The organism is Sorangium sp. So ce281 (genome assembly GCF_051527395.1).
Lineage (GTDB): Bacteria > Myxococcota_A > Polyangia > Polyangiales > Polyangiaceae > Sorangium > Sorangium cellulosum_B.
Map to the genome: position 1 here is coordinate 7,050,836 of NZ_CP150322.1, position 21,499 is coordinate 7,072,334.

14 protein-coding genes are annotated in these 21,499 nt (G+C 69.5%); 6 read left to right on the forward strand and 8 right to left on the reverse strand.

The features are described from left to right. Positions 1-510: 510 nt before the first annotated feature. Complete coding sequence (locus tag WMF27_RS26645) at positions 511-1,257, reverse strand: TVP38/TMEM64 family protein (protein ID WP_437766061.1); 747 nt, start codon at positions 1,255-1,257, stop codon at positions 511-513. Between the two features lie 269 nt (positions 1,258-1,526). On the opposite strand from WMF27_RS26645, the gene WMF27_RS26650 reads away from it, so the two are divergent. Next, complete coding sequence (locus WMF27_RS26650; RefSeq protein ID WP_437766060.1) at positions 1,527-3,437, forward strand: DUF4215 domain-containing protein; 1,911 nt, start codon at positions 1,527-1,529, stop codon at positions 3,435-3,437. A gap of 81 nt (positions 3,438-3,518) precedes the next feature. On the opposite strand, the gene WMF27_RS26655 is transcribed toward WMF27_RS26650, so the two are convergent. Beyond that, complete coding sequence (locus WMF27_RS26655) at positions 3,519-4,298, reverse strand: hypothetical protein (protein ID WP_437766059.1); 780 nt, start codon at positions 4,296-4,298, stop codon at positions 3,519-3,521. A 167-nt stretch (positions 4,299-4,465) separates the two neighbouring features. On the opposite strand from WMF27_RS26655, the gene WMF27_RS26660 reads away from it, so the two are divergent. Further along, positions 4,466-4,726, forward strand: a complete 261-nt coding sequence (locus tag WMF27_RS26660; RefSeq protein WP_437766058.1) for a hypothetical protein — start codon at positions 4,466-4,468, stop codon at positions 4,724-4,726. On the opposite strand, the gene WMF27_RS26665 is transcribed toward WMF27_RS26660, so the two are convergent. Together WMF27_RS26665 and WMF27_RS26670 are read right to left on the reverse strand one after the other, a co-directional pair. Then, the gene (locus WMF27_RS26665) at positions 4,723-5,946 is read right to left on the reverse strand and encodes a type II toxin-antitoxin system HipA family toxin (RefSeq protein ID WP_437766057.1); all 1,224 of its coding nucleotides are present in this window, start codon (positions 5,944-5,946) and stop codon (positions 4,723-4,725) included. The genes WMF27_RS26660 and WMF27_RS26665 overlap by 4 nt on opposite strands. Continuing rightward, positions 5,939-7,588 (reverse strand): DUF262 domain-containing protein, encoded by a 1,650-nt coding sequence (locus WMF27_RS26670; protein WP_437766056.1) that lies wholly within the window; start codon positions 7,586-7,588, stop codon positions 5,939-5,941. The genes WMF27_RS26665 and WMF27_RS26670 overlap by 8 nt, the downstream gene beginning before the upstream one ends. A gap of 1,012 nt (positions 7,589-8,600) precedes the next feature. On the opposite strand from WMF27_RS26670, the gene WMF27_RS26675 reads away from it, so the two are divergent. Further along, complete coding sequence (locus WMF27_RS26675; RefSeq protein WP_437766055.1) at positions 8,601-9,029, forward strand: hypothetical protein; 429 nt, start codon at positions 8,601-8,603, stop codon at positions 9,027-9,029. Between the two features lie 223 nt (positions 9,030-9,252). After that, a complete protein-coding gene (locus WMF27_RS26680; RefSeq protein WP_437766054.1) occupies positions 9,253-12,768 on the forward strand; it encodes an AgmX/PglI C-terminal domain-containing protein in 3,516 nt (1,171 codons plus the stop codon). A gap of 7 nt (positions 12,769-12,775) precedes the next feature. Here WMF27_RS26680 and WMF27_RS26685 read toward each other — a convergent pair whose 3' ends face one another. Beyond that, a complete protein-coding gene (locus tag WMF27_RS26685; RefSeq protein WP_437766053.1) occupies positions 12,776-13,816 on the reverse strand; it encodes a Gfo/Idh/MocA family protein in 1,041 nt (346 codons plus the stop codon). A gap of 423 nt (positions 13,817-14,239) precedes the next feature. Between WMF27_RS26685 and WMF27_RS26690 the strand changes: the two genes are divergently transcribed. Next, the gene (locus WMF27_RS26690) at positions 14,240-15,010 is read left to right on the forward strand and encodes a hypothetical protein (RefSeq protein ID WP_437766052.1); all 771 of its coding nucleotides are present in this window, start codon (positions 14,240-14,242) and stop codon (positions 15,008-15,010) included. 16 nt (positions 15,011-15,026) lie between these two features. Here the strand turns inward: WMF27_RS26690 and WMF27_RS26695 are convergent, their stop codons facing one another. Beyond that, positions 15,027-18,062, reverse strand: coding sequence for a PEP/pyruvate-binding domain-containing protein (locus WMF27_RS26695; protein ID WP_437766051.1), 3,036 nt, complete (start codon positions 18,060-18,062; stop codon positions 15,027-15,029). Between the two features lie 641 nt (positions 18,063-18,703). Here WMF27_RS26695 and WMF27_RS26700 point away from each other — a divergent pair. Further along, the gene (locus tag WMF27_RS26700; RefSeq protein WP_437766050.1) at positions 18,704-19,021 is read left to right on the forward strand and encodes a hypothetical protein; all 318 of its coding nucleotides are present in this window, start codon (positions 18,704-18,706) and stop codon (positions 19,019-19,021) included. A 216-nt stretch (positions 19,022-19,237) separates the two neighbouring features. Here WMF27_RS26700 and WMF27_RS26705 read toward each other — a convergent pair whose 3' ends face one another. Beyond that, positions 19,238-20,458 (reverse strand): lanthionine synthetase C family protein, encoded by a 1,221-nt coding sequence (locus WMF27_RS26705; protein ID WP_437766049.1) that lies wholly within the window; start codon positions 20,456-20,458, stop codon positions 19,238-19,240. Positions 20,459-20,513: 55 nt separating this feature from the next. After that, positions 20,514-21,341, reverse strand: a complete 828-nt coding sequence (locus WMF27_RS26710; protein WP_437766048.1) for an SDR family oxidoreductase — start codon at positions 21,339-21,341, stop codon at positions 20,514-20,516. Positions 21,342-21,499 lie beyond the last annotated feature (158 nt).

The window sequence follows — 21,499 nt, forward strand, 5'->3', positions numbered from 1 at the left end:
CCCTGCGCAGAATTCGCAATCAAGCAACACCGACGGGTTGCCAACCGGGCTCGCATGTTACCCGCCGCCAAACAGAGGGTCAAGACGAGACGCACCCCCCGACGCCCGGACCAGTTATCGATAGGGCGGTGTTTTTCCCACGACGGTGGATCGCAGGAGGCGCTGTCCTTCAGCGGCATCCTGCAGGAGCGCTGCACGAGGGGGCGACCGCCACGAGGCGCTTGACTTTCAAGTTGCACATGAATTGCCGAACCACCTGGGCGCCCTGCGCTCCCGAAGGGCGCGCGGCGTCATTCGATAGGTGCACAGCGTCATCCACCCTGCGCACAGCGTCAAAGTCGATGAAAGGGGACATCGGCAGAGCTCGTCGATGGAAAAGGCAAGCTGAAAGACCACGACTCGCCACGATGCCTGTCACGGGGGCACGCGACGCGTCGGCGCGTCGACGCGCTGCTCCGGCCTTCATCGATCCTGACGGCGGCGGGCGTGCCGGCGGCTGAGCGGATAACACTACTCCCTTCTTCTCCCGCGGCCCTCGCCCTCCTCTCGCGGCCTCCGCCGGCGCTCCGGCAGGCGCACGAGGAGCAGCGCGAGCCCCGGCAGGAGCACCATCCCGGCGAGCAGCAGCAGGGATGACGTGAGCCGCGCGGCCGAGGCGCCCACCGCGGCATAGGTCGCCGAGATGCCCAGGTTGGCCAGGGCCGTCACCGTGACGAACGCGCGCCAGGGCATGCGGCCCGCGCCCGCGAAGACGAGAGACGCCTCCGCGAGCACGGGCACGCCGCGGAAGAGGAGCAGGAACCAGCGGCCGTGCCGCTCGGCGGCCCGCGTCAGGCGCGCGAGCTCCGCCTCGCCCACCATCCGCTGCAAGGCCGGCGCGCCCGCGCGCGCGCCGACCAGATAACCCAGCCCCGAGCCCGCCATCATGCCCGCCCAGGAGACCGCCGTCCCGCGCCAGAAGCCGAGCAGCCCGCCCGCCGCCGTGCTCACCAGGCTCGACGGCACCGGCAGGACGATATCGCCGGCGAGCAATCCGCCGAGGACGAGCGCCGTCGCGATGGGCGAGGGCGGCGCCGCGAGCAGCCTTCGCGCCGCGGCCTCGAGGCTGTCGGCGAAGAGGAAGAACGGCACGAGGATGACCAGGAGGAGCACGCCGGAGAAGCCGGCCCACCCGGGCCAGGAGCGCCGGGAGCGCGCGGTCGCGCCGGGGAGGCGTGCGCTCCCCGGAGGACGGGTCGAGTCAGACGATCGCACCATGCAGCGCTCCAGGTCCGGTGACGGGCCGGCCACCCCGCGAGTGACGAGGGAGCCGGCAGGCGCGCGAGTATACGTCCCTCAGGCGGTCCGCCCTCGGGGGAAAGAGACGCTGGTTCAGGATTTGTCGACGCACAGGGGGAGTCGCCTTGTTCAACCGCCCTGGAGGCCGCGGCGCGCGAAGGAAGGGCTCGAATTCAGGGCACCCGCGTGGGAGACTGTCGCGAATTCCCGCATCCCGAGAGGTCCCGGGCAACCGGAAGGAGCAGGTCATGCGTCCCCGATCTTCGTGGCTTGGTTCAACCATTTTCATCACGAGCTGCGCCGCCCTGGTGGCGAGCTGCTCTGCGAGCGCCGACCGCCCTCCCGGAGGCGGCGGCCCCGGTGGCGGCGGGGACAAACCCACCACCACCACCGGCGGCGATCTCGGCGACGGCAACACCACGGGGAGCGGATCGGACATCGGCGACAGCGACAGCGCGTTCCGTTGCGGCGACGGGGGCCTGACGAACGACGAGGCGTGCGACGACGGAAATGCGGTGGGGGATGACGGCTGCGCGGCGGATTGCCGCTCGGTCGAGCTCGGCTGGTCGTGCCCGCTGCCCGGGGTCGCTTGCACGCGTATCGCCCGCTGCGGTGACGGCGCCGTGGTGTTCCCGGAGCTCTGCGACGACGGCAACACCGAGGCGACCGACGGCTGCTCGCCGACCTGCAAGGTGGAGGTCGGCTTCAAGTGCAGCGGCAGCCCGAGCGCCTGCACGCCGACGATCTGCGGCGACAAGACGCAAGAGGGCGCGGAGAGCTGCGAAGACGGCAACACGATGCCCTTCGACGGCTGCTCCTCGAGCTGCCAGGCCGAGCCCGATTGCTCCGCGGGCTCCTGCACGTCCAGCTGCGGCGATGGCCTCGTGCTCGGCGAGGAGTGCGACGACGGCAACAACATCGACGGCGACGGCTGCTCCGCGACGTGCACGAAGGAGCCGGGATACACATGCGCCGTTCCCCAGCCCTCGGGCTCGATGGCCGTGCCTGTCGTCTTCCGCGACTTCAAGGCGGCCCACCCCGACTTCGAGCCGAAGGGGCCCGCCAACAGCAGGCCGATCTTCAACATGGTCGGGCCCCGGCTCGACGCCCAGAAGAAGCCGACGTACATGGCCGCCGCCAATAGCCTGGTGACGAGCGCGGACAGCTTCGCCCAGTGGTACCACGACGTGCCCGGCACCAACAGCACCACGGTCACCACCCTCACGCTCTGGGACACCGGCGACGGCCGCTTCGTGAACCGCTGGGGCGAGGACGGCGAGCAGTGGACCCTGCTGTCCCAGGAGAGCGAGCACTATTGCGGCAACGTGGGCAACGAGGTGAACGACGAGGAGTGCACCTCGTCGGCGCAGGCCACCCCGGACTGCGGCGACATCCACAGCGAGGCGTTCCACAGCTGCGAGGTGCGCGGCGGGGTCTACTGGGCGAGGTACATCGAGGAGACCTACGACGGGAACCCGCTGTTCTTCCCGGTCGACGACGATCCGTTCACCCCGGCAGCCGAGCGCGTCGCGGCCGACATCTTCCCGAGCTACGGCGGCGGCGACTGGCTGAAGGAGCAGGGCAGCCCGAAGCACAACTTCCATTTCACGAGCGAGATCCGCTACTGGTTCCAGTACAACGCGGGCGAGCAGTACGAGCTCGACTTCACCGGCGACGACGACGTGTGGGTGTTCATCAACGATCGCCTCGCGGTCGACGTCGGCGGCATCCACAGCGCCGTCAACGGGCGCCTCGTCATCGGCGCCAACGGGGGCGGCAGGGTCACCTACGCCACGGAGGAAAACGACAACATCCAGCCGCGGAACATCGACCTCGGCCTGACGGACGGCGGCGTCTACCAGATCGCGGTGTTCCACGCCGAGCGCCAGACCGCGGCGTCGACGTTCAAGCTCACGCTGCAGGGCTTCGCGACGGCGCGCAGCGAGTGCAAGCCCATCTGCGGCGACAGCGTCGTCAGCCTGGGCGAGGAGTGCGACGACGGCGTGAACGACGGCGGCTACGGCGAGTGCGCGCAGGACTGCAAGCTCGGCGAGTACTGCGGTGATGGCGTCGTCCAGGACGTGGAGGAGTGCGACGACGGCAACAACCGCGACGGGGACGCCTGCGGCAGCGGCTGCCGCAACCTCATTCCGCGCTGACCCGACGGAGGGTCGCCGCCCGATGCGATCGTCGCCGGAAGCCGCCCGCGCGCTCCCGGCGACGATCGCCGCGAACCCCGCTCAGAAGCAGATCCCGAACTCCGGGTAGCCGATGTCGACGCAGCTCCCGCCGCTGGCACACGGCGCGCCGAAGCTGCTCCCCGGGCAGAGCTCGATGCAGGTGAAGGTGACGCCCTCCCCGGTCAGGTCGCCGCACGCGGCGTTGGACACACACCCCTCGACGCCTCCACATGTGCCTCCTACGGGGATGGTGCCTCCCGGGAGGCAGGCCGGAACCCCTCCCATCAGCGGTCCTGGAACACACCACTCGCCGCCGCTACAGCCCGCGCCGAACGGCGTGCACGCGCCGCCACCGCCGACCTCGGTCACCTCGATGGAGATGTCCAGCTGCCCATCCCCGATGGTGATGATCGCGCCGTCCGTCTGGAATTGATAGACCAGCTGCGTGACGGCCCCATCGTAAATAGTGAATGAGGCGGTGGGAGGGGTGAGCAGCGTCGCCTGCACGGGCACAAACGTGCCCCCGTCATCGCGCTGCAAGACCCAGCCCTGCTCCAGGGTGCTCGCGTAATCGCCGGTGGGCAATGCCGCGCTGAGCACCGTCTCGCCCGGATCATCCGAGGTGCCGAGGTACGTGACGATCGGCCCCTCGATCCTGAAGAGCGCGTTGCTCAGCCGGTACACGTGCCCGTTGGTCTGCGCCACCAGGGCGATGCTCGCGCGGCCGGTGGACTCGGCTTCTTCCGTGCCGTCCGGACCGACGGCGCACGCCGGGAGCAGCGGCGCCGCCGCAAGGAACATTGCCGCGAACCCGACGTTGACAAGCGATGATCGACTCATGCTGGACCTCCTCTGATGGAAAGGACGGACGAGCATAACACGCGTCAATCCGCTCGCGGCGCGCGGAGCAAGGATCGGATCGCCGGGACGACGCCGTTCGATCGGCGATGGTGATGGCTCGCTTCTGTCGTAAGCGGCGGCCGCGGCGCCAGGACGACGGTGAGAGCGTGACGCACAGCTCTCCGTCCGTCGGCCTCGCCCGGAGCGCGAGGCGCACGACGCCGCGGCGCGCAGCCCGGATGGCGCTCACCAGCACGCGAAAGAGCCCGCGCGCCAGGGTGTCGTGGTCCGCCTGGACCACCACGGGCGCGAGCTCCTGGATGCTGGTCGTGACGTCGCAGACAGCCGACGGATCCGGCCCGAAGACATCCCGCGCCTGTTCGATCGCTGCTGGCAAGGGCGGGCGGCAGATCTCCGCGCTCGATTAGCCAGCACGTGCTAGCGGAATGTTGTCAAGGTGCTCATTGACTCGCTTCAGGTAAATGTCGGGCACAGCCAGGTGGCTTTGTAACTCGCGCCATGCGGCAAGCGTCGCTGCCACGCTGGAGCGCACCAGCTCAGTGATCTTGTCCTCATTGGCGCCGATTTTGCGAGCAAGCCGCTGAAAACTCGCCAGGGAGACGTTGCCAAACAGCTTAGATTGGGCGAGATTCAGCGCTAGATTTTCAGTCTGAACATACTGAACAGTGGACACGAGATCGTAGGCGGGCGACAGCTCCGCATTGATGCCATCTGGATAGTAAAGAGACCAATTCTTCAAGTGAGCATCGCCGTTGCCGCTGAGCGCTATGAAGACCAAGCGTCGCAGATACTCGTAAAGCGCATCGATGCCTGATAGTCGGAGAATGATGTTTGCGATCGTCTCATAGTTGGTGGCATCGTACTTTTTTTCGGGATATACATCGAGGACTTGGGCGAAGTCTTCCTGGTGGATACGTTGGCCTGAATCCAAGCGGTCGTAACGACGTGTGACGAACGCCGTTCCGGTGAGCCCGCCGAGCAAATTTTGCGGTACGCCATCGAGTCGATCCAGTGGCACCAACTCCTGCTCTGCCACCCGCAGGCCCGCGCGTTGGGCCCACGTCATCGTCGCGTGCTCGTTCTCGGGTAGCGCCAAGTAAACCGGGCTCGGAAATTTGACGATCCATTTCCCGCCACTACCCGAGGCTGGTACCGTCAGACGCTCATCTTCGCGCAGCATCGAAAGTTTGAGTTGTACGCCTGCGAGTGAGAACCGAAACATTCCAGCCTCCCTCGGCGGCGATGGCGGTGATTCATCGTCCTCTGCGGCGATTGCTTCGTCTCCCGAGCCTTCTTCATCGAAAGGCGTAGCTACGATCGCACCAGGAAGATCCTCGCCCAACGCCGTTAGCAGCTTGAACTCCTGCGCAATGCTTAGCTTGAGCGCGCTCACCAGCCGCTCACGAAGTGCACCCTCCGGGAGGAGATTCGAGAAGAATGCAGGCAGTCTCCCACCACCGCCCAGGCGGCGACGACGAAGGTCGTCCTCGAACGCTTGGCCAAGCACAGGTCTACGGGGGAGGTCGATATAGGGGCGTGAGAAAGAAAAGCTTGTTCGCGAACCTTTTCGAAGGACGCCAACGTCTATCTCGTGTAGCCTTATCAGGAGATTCGATGCGTCAGTCATCTGCGATTACCAGTGATTTTATCGCGGGTCGATCGCTTTGGACCCAGGCTGCGCGAGCGGTCAGAAAGGCCTCGATGTGCTCCTTCAGTTTCTCTCCCCGGGTGGTCAGAAAGCCAAGCGCGTCGTCTCTTTTCAATTTCTTCCACGCGACGCGAGAGATTCCGTGACTCTTGAGAATGTCCTCATTGACGTCACTTTGCGCAAGCTCGCGAAGTGTCCGTGATTGAATTGGAGGGTGCACGATTCGATTGGCGACGGTTAGCGCGCACAGCTCGAGCTCGTGCATCGATTCGGACCGCACATCGATGAGCGCAGGCGGGATTTCGCGCCCATTATTGCGAAATAACTTGGTGACCGTTACCGGGCGACCGGTTGACAAATCTCTTGGATCGAGAGCAAGGAGCGCTAGTGTTTCCAGCTTGGACCGAGCGGTCCGAAAGTTAAAACGATCAAGCTTTGGCTCGATATTTGGTTGTTCGGGCAATGCCCTCAATAGAGCGCTTACCGACGTCGTCTCTTTCTGGTCCCGAACTACTGCAAGAGTTGACCGCAGTGCCACGGTATCGCCTCGGTGAGCGCCGGTAATCGCTCCACGCCAGACCCAGCGGGCTAGGAGTTCGCGCGAACGCGGCGCCGGATCCGGGTGTCGATCGAAGAACACTGCTAGTGTGACGACGGTCATCTCGTACGGCAGGAGACGAATATGCGGGATATGCGCGTCTTCCCGAAAGAACGTGACCACTCGATGAAGCGCACGCTCCGTACGGGCCAGCGCGTCGCCAGGATTAGCCCCCTCCGGCAAGCGCAGGTCGTAGTCGGTTGCCACGTCCTGGCCGAGTAAGGCACGAAGGGATCTCAGGAGTAAATTTGCCTCGAATTCGCCAAACCTGGTTTCTTTTAATCGCTCCGCTACTTCCCGAAGCTCACCCGGTTGAGCTTGTCCGATCGTGCCGTAGAGCGCGTCGAACACATCTGCTTCCATGAGTGGCTTTCCGGACGTGTTTACTCGCCTAAAGACCTGTCGAAGTACTTGCTCGTCGTCCGTGTCCACCACGTAAGCCGGCATCTCGTATTCGCGAATGAGCTTGCCGAGTCGAAAGGCGAGCTGAACTCGTTCTTTGGGGGGGTCTTGCTTCCTGTACTCATCCACCCATGCAAAGAGGTTTTCTGCATCCACAACGACCCGCATCGGGATCCAGTCGGGTTCCGGCTGCCGGTGGCGGGCAGGGCGAGTGAATGCCTGTGTTTTCAGATCGAAATAGAGATCGAACCCTGGGCTAATATTTGTGTCGGGTTGGCCGGTGAGCACGCCGACGAGAGCTGTGAGGCGCTGCTGTCCATCTACCACCCACAGCGCGTCATCGCGTTGCGGGACTGTGAACAAGTGAGGGCCCAGGTGCAGCGTAGCCTGCTCGCCTCTGCGCTTCCACAGCAGTAGCGTGCCGACAGGGTAGCCCCGGTACATGCTATCAAATAGCTCCTCGACGTTTTTTGGGCCCCATTGCCATCTGCGCTGAAACTGTGGGACGCGGATTCGGCCCTCGGGAACCATGCCCAGAAGATCTTCGACGCGGAACCTGGTCGCTTCAGGGCGCTTGTCCAACGACGGCGGTTTTACTCGCAGCGAGGCGTTGTTGACCATCCCGGTTCGAGGGAGCGACATCTGTCCAACTTTCCGGATTCCCATGTCCAAGAGAAGAATACTCGATCCTTCGCTCGACGTCACCGCGGCCCTGCACGGGGGTGCTGCGGCCGGTTGGTGCTGCCCCGGCCTGCCGCGGGGGGGGCGCGGACCACTTCGCCGAGCAAACACGCTTCCGCGGGGATCGCGGCAGACGGGCGAGCTACGTGCGGCTGCGGGCGCGTCTCGCGGGCGAGGCGGCTTGGCTGTGGCGCGTCGCATCTCGCCGGAGATACCTCGTCGTCGCCTGCCGGCGCTGCTGGAGACGAAGCGCTCATGCGGCACGTTGCCTCGGGCACTGCGCAGGCGCAGGTTTTTCGCCGCCTTCGTGGGCGCGAGTTCGGCGATCCCGTGCAGCGCCTCGCCGCGCGCGGCTGTTTGTCGCAGTTGACGTGGTACCGGTCGCGTCGAGCACCTGCAAGACGGCGCGCGCCTCGGTTGAGAGCACTCGATCGCGGCGGGCCTCGGCGTCGAGAACGGCGGGCCTACCCGCCGCCGTCCTCGGTCGTCTGCGCCAGGACGGCGATCTCGCGGAGGACCTCGCCAGGGCGGCGCCCTTCGATGCGAGGGAGGCGGGCGAGCGGCGGCGCGCGAGAGGAGCCTGATCAGCCAGGCCCGTACGGCCATCGAGGCTCGCAGCCCAGAGGCGGATCTCGAGGCGCACCGGCTGCTCGAGGCACACGCGGAGGAGTTCTCGCGCGGTCGGCTCGCCACGGAGCGCGAAGAGATGCTCAGGCAGCTTCGCTGACGGGTCGGCTGACCATCCACAGCCAAGCCAGCGGTGCGGTTGCGATCGCCGCTCCCCGCTCGCGCCGGGGCGGGGGCCGAGCCCGCGCGTCGCGCTGCCGGCCTGACGAGCTTCCCGCTACAGCACGAAGAGGGTGGCGATAGCCCTGCACGCGGATCCGACTGGGAGGACGTCGAGCGCTCACCGCTGAACACGACCCTGCCGGGCGTAGGAAGCGGGGGATGAGTGGAATCCGAGGACCAAAGATCGAAGCTCGAACCATTGATTCAACGAATGGAATGGCGTGTTGTCCCGTTGAGCAAGGAGCACGTGCAGGCGCTCATCGAAGAAGGATTCAATGCCTACAACAGCGCTCCGACGGGCAAGGTGGCGACGGCGCTCCTCTCGTTCGCTCGATCGGTCCTGGACGAGGCGACTCCCGGATGGCAGAGCGAGCCTGAAGCGCCCGAAGACCGCGCGCCGATCTGCCGCATCTCACCGCTCGAGGAAGCGATGAACCGCTGGGTCGACGGCGACGAAGAAGGGCGGCGGCGGGTACTCGCAATCCTCGACGCGATGAGCGCGAAGGACCCCGCCGCCCGCGCTGCGCACGCGGTCCTGGCCTGGGCCGCGCAAGTGTACGAGCTCGCGACGAGAGCGGGCGTACACGGTTAGCCGACGCCGGTGCGCCGGTGCTGTCGTACCTGGAACTGGCCATGCCGGACGGGGCCTTGCGCGCTCAGCGCCACTCGATGAACCACGACGGACCTGCTCGAACTGGCGACTGAGCGGCGCGAGGCGGGAACTTCAGGCCCGCCCGGGCTGTCGATCGCCCAGCCCCACCGCCGGCGGGCCCGCGCTCCGGCTCGGCCCACCGCGCAACGACCGGAGATCCCCCGTGCCCAGAGCCCTCCTCCGCAGCCGCGCTGCGCTCGCCGCGATCGCCGCCCTCGTCCCTGCCCTCCTCAGCTGCGCCGACAGCCCCTCGCCGCCCGCCACCCCCGCCTCGCTCTCGCGCGGGCCCGGGCCTGCCGCGCCGCTCCCCCTGCCCGCCGCGCCGGCCGTCGCCGTCGCCGTCGCGGCGCGCCGCGCCGAGGCCGCGCCGTTCCGGCTCACCGCCGCGGACGGCACCGGGCTGCGCCTCGTCGCGCTCACCGGCCGCGCGGTGATCGAGGCGCCGCTCGCGCTCGCCGAGCTGCACCTCACCTTCGAGAACCCCGAGGATCGCGTGCTCGAGGGCACCTTCAGCGTGACGCTGCCGCCCGGCGCGAGCGTCGGGCGCCTCGCCATGAAGATCGACGACCGGTGGCAGGAGGGCGAGGTCGTCGAGCGGCAGCGCGCGCGCGAGGCGTACGAGGATTTCCTCCACCGCAAGCAGGACCCTGCGCTGCTCGAGCAGGCGGCGGGCAACGAGGTGAGCGCGCGGGTCTTCCCCATCCCGGCGCGCGGCGTGAAGCACATCGTCCTCGCGTACTCCCAGGAGCTCCGCCCGGACGCGCCCTTCGCCGTCCCGCTGCGCGGCCTGCCCACGGTGAGCCGCCTCGACATCGAGGCCACCGTCGCCGGCGCCGCGGCGCCCGTCCACGCGCTGCGCCGGAACGACGCCGCGCCCGAGGCCGATTTCGTGGTGGATCCCGCGCGGCTCACGTCGATCGAGGCGCGTGGCGGCCTGCGCAGCGGCGAGCTCGTGCTCGCCCGCGTGAGCGCGCCGGTGGACGCGCGGCCCGATCCGCTCGCCTCCGCGGTGATCCTCGTGGACACGAGCGCCTCACGCGCGCTCGGGCTCGAGGAGCAGCTCGGCGTGCTCGCGGCCATCGCGCGGGCGGTCGCCCAGGCGGGCGGCCCGGGCGCACCGCTCACCGTCGCCTGCTACGACCAGGCCGTCTCCCCCGTCTTCGACGGCGCGGCGTCGGCGTTCGGCGAGGTCGAGATCGCGCGCATCCGCGAGCGGCAGGCCCTCGGCGCCTCGGATCTCGGGCGCGCGCTCCGCTGGGCCGGCGAACGCGCGCGCGCCCGCGGCCAGCGGCGCGTCGTGCTGCTCTCCGACGGCATCGCGACGGCGGGCGAGGTCGCGCCGGGCGCGCTGCGCGGCGCCGCGGCGGCGCTGCGGGGCGCGGGGGTCGAGCGGCTCGACGCGGTCGCGCTCGGCGGCCTCCGCGACGAGGCCGCGCTGCGGCAGCTCGTCGCGGCGGGCCTGCCCCGCGACGGCGCCGTGGTCGACGGCGCGCGCGGCGCCGCCGAGATCGAGCGGCGCCTCGGCTCGGCCACGCGCTCGGGGATCGCGGTGAACATCGAGGGCGCGCGCTGGGTCTGGCCCCGCACCCTGAACGGCGTGCAGCCCGGCGACGAGGCGCTCGTCTACGCCGAGGTGCCGGCCGAGCTGCCCGTCCGGCTCACGGTCGACGGCCGCACCACGACGCCCGACCTCCGCGGCGTGGAGCGCCCGCTGCTCGAGCGCTCCTGGGCCCGGGCGAAGATCGACGGCCTCCTCGCCCGAGAGGGCGCCGGGGGCGACAAGGACGCGATCCGCAAGCAGATCATCGACCTCTCGATCGCGCACCGGGTGCTGAGCCCGTACACCGCGCTGCTCGTGCTGGAGACCGAGCACGACTACGCGCGCTTCGACATCGCCCGGCGAGGGCTCTCCGACATCCTGACCGTGGAGGGCGGCCGCGTCGCCGTGCGGAAGCGCTCGCGGCCGCAGGCCGGGAAGCCGCCGGCCCCCGCGCCGGCCCAGAGCCCGGTCGCCGGCGCTTCGCCTGGCAAGCGCGCCGAGGTGCTCTCCGAGCAGGGCGCCGGCGTTTCCCCTGGCGAGAGCGCTGCCCTGCGCCCTCCCCCGGCGCCGCCGGCGCCCCCTGCGGGCGCGGACAGCCAATACACCTTCGGCGCGGACGTGCTCGCGCCGTCGGGCGCCGGCGGGCTCGGGCTATCGGGCGTCGGCGAGGGCGGCGGCGGCCGCGGCGAGGGCATCGGCCTCGGCGAGATCGGCACCCTTGGCCACGGCAGCGGGGCCGCGGCGCCCGCGCCGAGCGCCATGTCGGCCACGGGCACCGGCCAGGGCTTCGGCAGCGGGCACGGCCGCCTCGCCGGCGACCACCGGACCAGGGCGCCGCAGGTCCGCGCGGGCGCCACCCAGGTGAGCGGCCGCCTCCCGCCCGAGGTGATCCAGCGCATCGTCCGCCAGAGCTTCGGCCGCTTCCGCCTCTGCTACGAGCACGGGCTCCAGCGCGACGCGGGCTTGCAAGGCCGCGTCGTCGTGCGCTTCACCATCGACCCGCGCGGCGCGCTCGTCAACGCGCGCGACGGCGGCTCCGATCTGCCCGACAGCGCCGCGGTCTCCTGCGTGGTCCGCGCCTTCCGCGACCTCACCTTCCCCGCGCCCGAGGGCGGCAGCGTCGACGTGGTGTACCCGCTCCTGTTCTCGCCGCCCCCGAGCGGCGCGCCCGCGCCCGCGCCGGCCGCGGCCGACGACGCCGCCCCCCCTCGATCCGAGCCGTACACCGGCCGCTTCAAGCAGATCCACGACACCCTCGCCCGGGGCGACGCGCCGGCCGCCGCGCGCGACGCCCGGGCCTGGCACGCGGAGGCCCCCGGCGACGTGCTCGCGCTCGTCGCGCTCGGCGAGGCGCTCGAGGCGGCGAGCGACACGCCGGGCGCCGCCCGCGCGTACGGATCGCTGATCGATCTGTTCCCGGCGCGCGCGGACCTCCGCCGCTTCGCCGGCGCGCGCCTCGAGCGGCTCGCGGGCGGCGCCGGCCTCGAGCTGGCGGTCGACACCTACGAGAAGGCGCGCGAGCAGCGCCCCGACCACCCCGCGAGCCACCGCTTGCTCGCGTTCGCCCGCCTCAAGCGGGGCGAGCACGCCGCCGCCTTCGACGCGCTCGCGGCGGGCGTCGCGCGGCGCTACCCGCCGGGGCGCTTCGTGGGCGTGCAGAACATCCTGCGCGAGGATCTCGGCCTGGTCGCCGCGGCGTGGCTCAAGGCGGAGCCCGCGCGCCGGGCGGCCATCCTGGCCCGGCTCGCGAAGGCCGGCGCCGCGCTCGAAAGCGCGCCCTCGCTCCGCTTCGTGCTGAACTGGGAGACCGACGCCAACGACGTCGACTTCCACATCCGGGACGACCGCGGCGGCCACGCCTATTACGGCGACCCGGCGCTGCCAGGCGGCGGGCGCCTCTACGCCGACGTGACCACCGGCTACGGGCCCGAGTGCTTCACCATCCGCGCGCCCCGGGAGCAGCGAGCGAGCCGGTACACCCTGCAGGCGCACTACTACGCGCGCGGCCCGATGGGTTACGGCATGGGCAAGCTGCAGATCGTCGACCACGACGGCAAGGGCGGTCTGACCTTCGACGAGCGCCCCTTCGTGGTCATGACCGACGGAGCCTTCGTGGAGCTCGGCGCCGTCACGCGCTGACGCGCCGCTAGACCCTCTCCCAGCGCCCGCTCTCGACGGAACGGAAGAGCGCGTCGATGACCCGCATGTTGCCCACCGCGACCTCGATCGAATTCTCGACCGGACCGCCCGCGCGGATGGCGCGCGAGAACGCCTCGCTCTGCAGGTGGTACTGGTCGACGGCGGGGAACGAGGTGACCCTGGCCGAGCTGCAGTTCAGCGTCGAGCCGTCATCGAGGAAGACCTTGCACGGCTGGTCGGCGGGGGCGTTGAACGGGATCTCTATCTCGAGGCGCCCCCTGGTACCGAGCGCGTTCACGCGCTGGTAGGCCACCGCCTGCGTGCTGCACGTGAACGTCAGGTGCGCGCCGCCGTAGTCGACGAGGCCCGAGGTCACGCGATCGGTGCCGAACTCGGGATCGCGCTCGACGAGCGCGAGCGCCCGCACGGGCTCGCGTCCGAACAGGAAGCGCGACGTGTTCACCGCGTAGCAGCCGATGTCGTAGAGCGCGCCGCCCCCGACTTCCTTCTTGTTGCGGATGTTGGCAGCGTCGCGGTTGAAGTACGAGAACGCCGCCTGGACGCTGACCAGATCGCCGATCTGGCCGCCTCGCACCCAGTCCCTGGCCTGCTGCCACTGCGGGTGGTTGCGGATCATGAACGCTTCGGCGATCAGCTTGCCCGTCTCGCGCTGGACGTCGACGAGCGCCTCGGCGTCCTTCGCGCTGAGCGCGATCGGCTTCTCGCACAGGACATGCTTGCCGGCGCGGGCGGCGCGCGCCGTCCACGTCACGTGCAGGTGGTTGGGCAGCGGGTTGTAGACGGCGTCGATCTCCGGATCCTCGAGCAGCTCATCGTAGCTGCCGTACGCCTTCGGGATCCCGAGCGACCGCGCGGCCTCGCGCGCCTTGCCGATGTCGCGCGACGCCAGCGCGGCGAGCTGGGTCAGCGGCCCCCGCTTCATGCCGGGCAGGCTGACCGTCAACGCGAAGTGGCTCGCCCCGAGGACGCCCCAGCGCACGGGGGTAAGGGATTCGTCGGACGTCGGATCTTCGGCAGATGTGGACATGGGCACCTCGCTGCTCGCGAAACTAACGGTCGACGGCGCGCCTGTAAACGCTCGACAAGCACCGGAGGAACCGCCGAGGCGCCCCCGCGCCGAGCGCCGGTCAACCTCCTCGCCGCCAACTCCTGGCCGCCAACTCCTCGCCGCCAACTCCTCGCCGCCAACGACGTACCCGAGATCGTCCAGGGGCGGAACAGAGGACGCCATCGAAGTCCCCCTCACGCTCCAGACGTCTGTCCGTCAGACCTCACGCCATTACTTCGACCCGCTCACTCGACACCCTCAGTAAACTCTGCCATTATTACCAGAATTGCAGCCTTTCAGTGGGGGACTGATATGGCTCGAAATACCATGGTAGGTCTGATACCGCTCATCGTTCTGGCCGGAACCGGATGCGGCGAGGACGGAGAGTGGCTGGAAGAGCCCTTGGGCAAAGCGCAGAGCGCGCTGGAGGCCGACAATGCGCTCAATCCCAACGCGCTCAATCCCAACGCGCTGAACCCCAACGCGCTCAATCCCAACGCGCTGGCCATCGGCGCCTTGAGCGTCATCTCCCTTGGCTCGCAGGCGCTGACCGCGATCCTGGACCCCGGGCCGAACGGCGCGATCTCACGCGAGCACCTGAGGTACGCCGTCGAATGCGCCCTCGAAAGCTCGCAATCATTCCGCTTCGGCTGGATCGACGCCTCTGGCGTCTATCACGACGAGATCTACACAGGCGTGCTCGGCCTCGCGAGGAGCTGGGCGTGGGACCCGCTGGATGGGGACGGACAGCGCTGGGTCTCGGCGTGCCTCGCGGCGCGCACCAACTACTACAGGGTCTCGGTCGCGCTCTCTTCGCGTGGACCCACGAAGGCGCTCAACAAGCAAAACTCGCCGGAGGTGTCCACGTTCACGAGGGAGGAGGGCGCGTTCTGGGGCAACATCTACGGGAGCTCGCCGGCGCTCTATGCCTGCCATGTTCCAGAGAACGATGCGAGCTCACGCGCGGCGCTTCGCGACTGCGCCGCCGGGCACATCGACGAGACGACCGGCGCCATCCAGCCGTGCGGGGAGATCCAGCTCCTTGGCCCGTGTAGCAGCTATTGCGACCCCATTGCCCCCAAGAACGGCATCTACCACCCTTCCTGCTTCACGGATCCGGCGAACCGCCCGGCCACCAGGAGCTTGCATCCGATCACGGTCTTCCTCGAATGAGAGGGAGGCGTCGAGCCTAGTATTCGCGGCAGTCGCCTGGCGCCTCCAGCGCGCCGAAGCTGTAGGGCCGCGCCTGCTTGACCAGCAGCCGGCGCTCCGGGCCGATCAGCTTCCACTCGATCTGCATCGCGTAGAGGTGGTTCTCCCCCTCCGGGTCCACCAGCGGCCGGTAATGAGCGTGGACGGACTCGAGCACGCACCCGAGCCGTTGGACCTCCGGGAACGACAGCACGTCGCGCCCGCGCGACAGGCTCGAGCGCGTGTGGTACTCCGCCTTGATCGTGCGGGGCGGCGGCGTGTACACGATCTCGTCGCTGGTCACGCCAGGCGCGGGGTTGGTGACCGAGGCCTCGCCGATCTGCGCGTTGATGTAGTACTGGCTGTCGCGGGTGGCGTCGAGCGCGTTGCGGCTGATCGCCACGCCCTGCGCGCGCTCCGATTGCCAGGCCTGGTGCACCAGCACGGCCATGGCCGCGCGCGCCTGCTCGACGTGGCCGAACTCGCGCTCGTCGTAAGCGCGCGTGTTCCACAGGCTCGACCAGACGGTGCGCAGCGCGTCCCCGATGGAGCTCGACTCGGCGTCCAGATCGCCGCTCGTCGACGTGTGCAGGCCCGCGCCGTTGAAGGTCGCGAGATCCTCGGTGTTGCTGCTGCTGCGCAGGCGCACGCGGTCGCCGCCGAAGCGCTGCTCGATCGCGCCCGTGACCTCGCTCAGGATCGCAGGGTCCACCGGGTGCGCCAGCATCCGCGCCCGCACCTCGGCCAGGCCCTCGGCGTGCGCGTGCGGATCGGCGCGGAACTCGGGATCCTGCTCGAGCTCGGCGAGGAGCTCCGCCGCGCCGCTCGCCTCGAAATGATCCATGTAGTGCGAGAACGGGATCGCGAACGCGGCGGGCGGCACGTACAGCGGCAGCAGGTCGAGCGGGCAATATTGCCCCACGCCACTCACGCGGTACAGCTCGGCCATGCCTGCCGCCTTGGCGCCGATGCTGTCGCCCATGGCGTAGCCCGCGGCGTCGAGCGGCACGATCCCGCGCACGGAGCGGTCGAGTGCCGGCGCGAGCCGCGCGCCGGTCGGCTTGCGCTTCTCCCAGTAAGCGTCCGCCTCCTGCGCGGTGGCCTCGCGGATGTCGAAGTCCGACGCGCGCACCTCGAGCCGCACCAGCTTGCCGAACAGGGCCTTGAGGCGCGCGTCGCCGCGCGCGCCGCGCAGGGCCATGTTCGGCGTGCCCCGGCCGCGCGCCAGCACGTTCACGTGCGCGAGCGGCGTCTGGAACGCCTCGGTGATGAGGCCGCCCATGAACGCGGTCTCGTTCGGCACGTCGTCGGTCACCACGATCACGTTCGGCCCGAGCTCGGCCGTCTCCAGGTCGCGCGCCGGAACGAACGTCAGCGTGCCAAAGCCCTCGGCCGGGTTGAGCGACTGGTACGTGAGCCCCTTGTACGGCGCGTTCGGCCCCACGATGGGCGCGGTCCCTTCGATCGCGCGCAGCTCGATGATCTGGCGCCCTTCGGTGGGCCGTATCGCCCACGCCTCCGGGTCGGGCACCGCCTTCATCGCCGCGAAGAACGCGCGCCGCATCTGCTCGCCGACGATCTGGTCGCCGGGCGAGAACTCGACGGTCTTGGCTCCGTTGGTGTGCTCGACCAGCGTGCCGAGGAGGTAGCGACGGCCCTCGGACCGGAAGTACTCGGTCTGGCTGAACAAGCCCCAGCCGACGTTGAACTCCGCGGCTTGCTCGGGATCGCAGCGATCGAGGTGGGGCTCCTTCCGGATCTGCTCGCGGACGAACGTGTAGTGGAGCGCCCACTGGCGCGTGCTCAGGAGGTGCACCGTGTCGTTCGCGGCCATGTCGACGACGAACTTGACGCCGAGCTCACCGACCGCGGTGCCGCCCTCGGCCAGCTCGGCGAAGTCCGCGGCCGTCTCCAGCCGGTGCGCGCGCCCGCTCGCGAGCTCCCGCCCCGGGAGCTCGGCGCAGCCCTCGTTCGCGGCGCCGGGGCTCGCCGCCCCGCAGAAGCGCGGCGCCCCGGTGGCGTCGGGCACGCGGGCCAGCGACGCGCCTTCGGGCCAGGCCATGAAGTCGACGCGATCGCTCGGCTCCGGGCCGTCCTCGCGCCACAGCGTCGCCACGCCCTCGAAATCGGGCGAGGCCTCGAGCTCGGCCGTGTCGCTCGCGCCCACCGGGACGCTCAACCGCTCCCCGGGCGCGAGCGCGGCGGACGGCTCGGGCCACGCGAGCAGCACGCCCGCATCGGCGCCGGGCGGCGCCTGCCCCGGAGAGAGCGCCGCGAGGCGCAGCGCGAAGCCGTCGAGCGCGACGGGCGCGCCGCTCGCGTTCAGCACCTCGACGAACCCCGCGGGCCGCAGCGAGAGCTCGGAGATGACCAGCGGCCCGGCGATGGCCGGGAACGGCTCGGGCCACTGGAAAGGCGCGAAACGGATGCTGTCGTCGAGGTTCGGCGGATCCGGCGGACCGCAGGTCTCGCCGTTCTCTCGCTCGGGCGTGGCATAGCGGCAGATCGACAGCTCGCCCGTGCCGTCGGGCAAGCGCGCGTAGCTCTCGGAGCGCGGCAGCTCCGGCACATTCACCAGGTCGGCGAGCAGGCACGACGACGACCACAGCGCCACGCGCGCGCCCGAGTTCGAGAGCTTGAACGGCAGGTGCAGCGGGCCCTGCTCCGGCGTGTCGTCGGCCCAGAACAGCGCCGTTCGCCCCGGCCCGAGCGTCAGCTTCGGCAGCCGTGTCGCCTTGCCGGACTTGTCGCTCAGCGCGTACTCCCCGAGATCGAGCGCGCGCTGGCCGATGTTCATCAGCTCGATGAAATCGTCCGTCTCGCCGACCTCGTCGACCCAGGCGCCGTCGTTGCCGGTCATCACCTCGTTGATGCGAAGATCGCCGCTCAGCGCAGGCGAGGCGGCCACAGGAAGCTCGAAGTCGCACACCTTCGTCTCCGGTGGGTGCTCCTCCGCCGGGAGCCGGGTCTCGCCCGAGCAGCCGACGCCAAGGGCGAGCGACAGGAGGGCCGCACCAATGCGCGGCTGGGACAAAGGGTGAACGTGATCGCTGGGTGAGCGCTCCATCATGCGTGCTCCCGTCGTTCCTGCACCGTCATGCCCGCTCCGCCAGCACGCGGCGTGCCGCGCGCACCGGCGCCTGGCGCGACGCAGAAAGCTCGTGGAATCCAGTGCTTCGACCGCGCAGCGCGGCTCGCCGTGCGCCGGGCTGTGCCAGCTCCTGCGCCGTCACCGCCAGGGGGCCGCGCCGGCTGACACCATCAACTGCCCATTCGTCGGGCGCGCGACTTGGATGCTGGCTTCAGCTCTTGTAGCCTCGCGCGCATGCGTGAAAGCGTGCATGAACGAGTTGCTTTGATCGCTCTCCTCACGTGCGCCCTGGCCGCCTGTTCTGAGCCGCCGGCCGGCGAGGGCGGCGCAGGCGGCGGCGGCGCGGGTCCAGCCGGCAGCGGCGGCTCCGGCGGCGCCGCGGAGGCCAGCTCGAGCGCGGCGGAGGGCGCGACCTCCAGCGCCGCGACGGGCGCCGGGGCCGGCGGAGGAGGAGGAGAGCCCGAGGGCGAGTGCGGGAGCGTCTCGGAGATGCCGCCCGACCTGGGGTTCGACCCTTTCTACGAGAAGTACGTCGACGCCTCGGGGATTCCCGTCATCAGCTCCGAGAAGGTGCCTGACGCGGCGTGCACGAGTTCTCGCACGCCATCGCGATCATGGGCATCGCCTTCGTCGAGCCGACGTTCAACGGGGAGCTCGAGGACGTGTTCGATGCCGCGCTCCAGGCGGGGAAATGGGAGAACACCTACGCGGCGACGAACAAGGACGAATACTGGGCCGAGGGGGTCCAGTCCTGGTTCGACGCCAACACCGAGGCGATCCCCACGAACGGGATCCACAACGACATCGACACCCGGGCCGAGCTGCGCGACTACGATCGCCCGCTCCACGACCTCATCGCCAGGTACTTCGCCGACGACGCGTGGCGGCCGAGCTGCCCCTAATTCCGTCCGCCAGGCGTCCTGGCAATGAATCCGGAGAGAGAGAATTCAACGCAAAGGCGCAAAGACGCAAAGACGCAAAGACGCAAAAAAAAGAACAGATCTCGTGTATTTTTGCGTCTTTGCGCCTTGGCGCCTTTGCGTTACTCTCTCTTCGTTCGCGAGATCCGCTCCAACACCCGCTGAGCCAGGCGTGACCGCAGCGCCTCCAGGGCTTCGCTACGCGGGCGGATAGAAGACATCGAGCGTCGGGAAAGCCGGTTTGGCGCGGATGCAGTCCCAGAGGTAGACCGCGAACCCCAGATCGCCCGTCCAGAGCGAGTAGCGCAGCTGTCCATACCGGCGCGCGTCCTCCTGCGTCTGCACGATGCCGTGCATCGCGAAGGCGCGCGCGCGATCCAGCCAGAGCGCGTCGCCCGTGCGCTCGTGGAGCTTGAGGAAGGCGTAGCCGTTTCCGCCTGTGCCATGGCAAAGGTTGGAGCCTTTGCAAAGAGGCCCGGCCGCCCACGTCGCCTCGCCGGCGGCCCACAGGAGCTCGTCGAGCGTGGGGCTGGGGAGTTCGGAAAGACAGATGACGAAGCCGGGCGCGCCGTGGCAGAACTGCATCAGCCGGGGGTACGGGGCATCGCCTTGTAAAGCCAGCTGCGCTGGCCAGCTGGCCATCCTGCCTTCTCGCGTGGCTGTCCGCCCGATCGTGGTGGCGATGGCCTGCTCCCAGGCTGCCCAGTCGCCGGCGTCCAGGAGGTGCCGGCCATGGAGGAGCGCACGCGCGGTCGCGACGAACCCGTGGACGGCGTCGAGATAGGTGCTTCGGCGGCCGTAGAGGTCTTGCGACCAGTAATGACAACCGTGCTCGTCGGACCACTGAAGCTGCGACCAGAGGCGCGCGGCGGTGCGGCGGAAGAGATCGGCCCAGCGCGCGTCGCCGAAGCGCTCGTGCAAGAACGACGCCGCCAGCATGGTGCCGGGCGCCCCCCACATCAGCTCGCGCGCCGGGTGATCGAGGTTGCGCTCGATGAGGGCCGCGAGCCGGTCGGCTCGTTCCTCGGTGGGCCGCTCGCCCTGCGCCATCAGGAGGATGGGCGTGTCCCCCATCATGAACGCGGCGCTCTCATCGCCCGGCATCGAGGCCAGCCACGCGCGGTTGCGTGGCAAGAGCGCGTCGAGCTGCTCTGTAGTGCGCCTCGCGCCCGGCGCCGCCCCCACCGCATGCAGGTAGCGCAGCGCCCAGATGACGCCTGAAGCGCCGTGGTAGAGCGGCAGCGCCGGCTGGCTCGGGTCGTCGCCGGGCGCGATGTCCTTCGGGTGCAGCGGCCAGTACGCGTCTTCCGAGGAGCGCGCCTCGGTGTCGCGAACGATGCCCTGGATGGCGTCGCGCGCGACGTCCTCGTCCCATGCGACGGAGTTCAATGCCTCGTGGCGTTCGGGTTCGTGCAGCATCGGTGCCTTTGCCTGCTCTGCGAGCGTCGCGCTCGGCCGCGCGCCGCGGCGGGCGCTACACCGCCAGCGCCTCGGTCAGCTTCCAGAGCCGCTCCTGCGCGGCCTCGTCGAGCGCCGCCTCGGCCGCCGGCTTGATACGGCTCTTCTCGAAGTACTCACCCGTCACCCCGGCCAGCTCCGGCGCCGTGGCCGCATGCAACGAGCACTCGGCCCCTTGCTCGGGCGTGAGCAGGAACAGGTTGAAGAGCTTCACCAGGAGCTTTGGATAATCGCGCATCAGGTCCGTCCTGACCACCCCCGGATGGACGGCGTTGACCGTGACGCCGGTGCCCTCGAGCCGCCGGGCCAGCGCCTTGGTGAAGAGCACGTTCGCGAGCTTCGACTGGCTGTACGCCGCGGTCGTGCCGTACTTTCGCCGCTCGAACTGCAGGTCCTCCCAGTCCATCCGGCCGCGGTAGTGCAGCTTCGAGGACAGGACCACGACCCGCGACGGCGCGCTCTTCTTCAGGAGCGGGAGGAGGTCCTGCGTGAGCAGCCACGTCCCCACGTGGTTCACCCCGAACGTCGCCTCGATCCCGTCCTCGGTCGTGCCGCGCGCGCTCCGCCACACCCCGGCGTTGTTCACCAGGACGTCCAAGCGCTCGTGCGCGGCGCGGAAGCGCTCGCCGAAGGCGCGGATGCTCGCCTTGCTCCCGAGATCCAGCGCGATCACCTCCACGTCCTTGCGGCCGGTGGAGCGCGCGATGTCGTCGCGCGCCGCCTCCGCTTTGCCCGTGTCGCGGCACGCCAGCACCACCTTCGCGCCGCGCTGCGCGAGGCCGCGGGCCGTCTCCTTGCCAATGCCCGTGTTGCCGCCGGTGACGATGCAGACCTTCCCGTTCATGGAGCTCCTCTCTCAGGTTCCCGCGGTGAGCGCAAGGCCACAGCGCGCGCGCCTCGCCACCGAAGACGCCAGGGAAGCGGAGGCGCCCCTCGCCTCGTGCCGGCGCAACGCCCCTATCCCGCGAAACTCCAGCGAGAATCGCGACCCCCTTGACGTGG